Annotated in this window: 3 protein-coding genes; 2 read left to right on the plus strand and 1 reads right to left on the minus strand. The window is 67.3% G+C overall.

Annotated elements, in window-relative coordinates:
* The coding region (locus B2W70_RS15875) for an endonuclease/exonuclease/phosphatase family protein (protein WP_286747131.1) at positions 1-809 on the plus strand (809 nt) is incomplete at its 5' end.
* Positions 810-825: 16 nt separating this feature from the next.
* Here the strand turns inward: B2W70_RS15875 and gpmA are convergent.
* On the minus strand, positions 826-1,569 hold the full coding sequence (gpmA, locus tag B2W70_RS15880) for a 2,3-diphosphoglycerate-dependent phosphoglycerate mutase (protein WP_286747132.1): 744 nt from the start codon (positions 1,567-1,569) through the stop codon (positions 826-828).
* Between the two features lie 104 nt (positions 1,570-1,673).
* Here gpmA and B2W70_RS15885 point away from each other — a divergent pair, with 104 nt between their 5' ends.
* Complete coding sequence (locus B2W70_RS15885) at positions 1,674-2,096, plus strand: rhodanese-like domain-containing protein (RefSeq protein ID WP_286747134.1); 423 nt, start codon at positions 1,674-1,676, stop codon at positions 2,094-2,096.
* Positions 2,097-2,280: the final 184 nt, after the last annotated feature.

Below are 2,280 nucleotides of genomic sequence, written 5' to 3' on the forward strand. Positions count from 1 at the left end.
ACCGTGCCCTGCCCTGCAGCCCAGGTCGCACCCCGCCGCCCTCGCGCACCCAGGCCGATCTGGACGCGCTGGCCCGCAGCGCCCAGTCCCTGCGTGAGGCGCATCGGGTCGATGTCGTGGCGCTGCAGGAAGTCGATGGCCCAGAGGCCGCCAGGCAAGTCTTTCGCCAGGGCTGGCAAATCGACTGCTTCACCCGTCGGGCCCACCCGCAGAAAGTGGGCTTTGCCATCCGCGAGGGCGTGCCCTTTCGCTGCAACGGCGACCTGGCCGCGCTCGACATCGACGGAGGCACGCGCGCTGGCGCCGACGTGACGCTGTGGCCAGGCACCCCACGCGAGGTGCGGCTGCTGGCCGTGCACCTCAAAAGCGGCTGCTTCACCGGCAAGCTTGACCGCAGCTTCGAGCCCTGCTCACGGCTGCGCCAGCAGGTGCCCGTGGTCGAAGCCTGGGTCGATCAACGTGTGCGCGAAGGCACGCCCTTTGCCATCCTGGGTGACTTCAACCGCCACCTCGACAAAGACGCCCGCTACCCCGCAGGCCCCGACGAAGGCGCGCCCTTCAACCTGGTGCAGGCATGGAGCGATGACGTGCCGCGGGGGGCGGTGCTGATGCGGGCCACCGAAGGCCAGCGCTACACGGGCTGCAGCGCCGACGACAAGCACCGGCAGTACATCGATGACATCTTCATCGACCAGAAGCTGGCAGCCCAAAACGGCGACAGGCGCTTTGGGCGCCTGTCGTTCGAAGCCTCGGACCGAGGCCGTCAGTTGTCGGACCACTGCCCGGTGATCTGGGCCCTCAAGCCCTGATCACCTGCGCAGCCGGTCAGGCCTTGCCTTGCTTGGCCACGGCAGCGGCGGCTGCGGCAGCCGCTTCGGCGTCACCCAGGTAATAGTGCTTGATGGGCTTGAGATCAGCGTCGAGCTCGTACACCAGCGGGATGCCATTGGGGATGTTGAGGCTGACGATGTCGTTGTCGCCGATGTTGTCCAGGTACTTGACCAGGGCGCGGATCGAGTTGCCGTGCGCCGCGATGACGATGCGCTGGCCGCTCTTGATGGCCGGGGCCAGCACTTCCGTCCAGTAGGGCACAACGCGGGCCACGGTGTCCTTGAGGCACTCGGTCAGGGGCACTTGCTCGGGGTTGAGCTTGGCGTAACGCAGGTCCTGGCGCTGGCCGCGCGGATCGGTGGGTTCGAGGGCCGGCGGCGGGGTGTCGTAGCTGCGGCGCCAGATCAGCACTTGCTCGTCGCCGTACTGCTTGGCCATGTCGCCCTTGTTGAGGCCCTGCAGGCCGCCGTAGTGGCGCTCGTTGAGGCGCCAGTCCTTGACGACGGGCAGCCAGGTGCGGTCCATCTCGTCGAGCGCGTAGTTCAGGGTGTGGATGGCGCGCTTGAGCACCGAGGTGTAGGCGACGTCGAACTCGTAGCCTTCGGCCTTGAGCAGCTTGCCGGCCGACATGGCCTGCGACACGCCGGTGGGCGTGAGCTCCACGTCGGTCCAGCCGGTGAAGCGGTTTTCCAGGTTCCAGGTCGATTCGCCGTGGCGGATCAGCACGAGCTTGTACATGGTCGGGTCTCGGTGGGTTCAAATGAGGACTCAGCCCTCGATTATAAAATCGCGCCCCGAGCCCTTCTGGCCCCCGACGTTTCTTCTCGCGAAAGCACCCCCGCATGACCTCCTCGAGCTTCCTTGCCGACAACTGGATCTGGATCCTGGCCGCAGCCTCTTCGGGCGGCATCCTGCTTTGGCAGCAGCTCCAGCAAGCCGGCAACGGCGGCATCACGCCAGCCCTGGCCGTGCAGCTGATGAACAAGGAAAAGGCCGTTGTCATCGACGTGTGCAGCGCCGAGGAGTTCGCCGCGGGCCACGTCGCGGGCGCCAAGCACATCCCGCTGGCCGACCTGGGCACCGCCAAGGGCCTGCCCGGCAACAAGAAGCTGCCCATCGTGGTGGTGTGCGCCAGCGGTCAGCGCTCTGCCAAAGCCGTGGTCGAGCTGAAAAAGCTGGGTCACGAAAACGTGCAGTCGCTCGCGGGTGGCCTCAAGGCCTGGCGCGAAGCCAACCTGCCGATCGAGAAGGCCAGCAAGGCCTGATTCAGCGGCGCTGGCGTGCATCACGCCGCCAACGACGTCAACGGCGCCAGCCAGCGGGCTTTCGTGGCAGGCGCACGCTAGTCCCCACGCGCCAGGCGGGCATCGCTCTGGCGGGACAATCGGCGCGCTGCGCATTTCTGGCGCGGCGCCCACCACCGCATCACCCAGCACCTGCCGCACCATG

This window comes from Aquabacterium sp. UBA2148 (genome assembly GCF_002328915.1).
Classification (GTDB): Bacteria; Pseudomonadota; Gammaproteobacteria; order Burkholderiales; family Burkholderiaceae_C; genus Aquabacterium; species Aquabacterium parvum.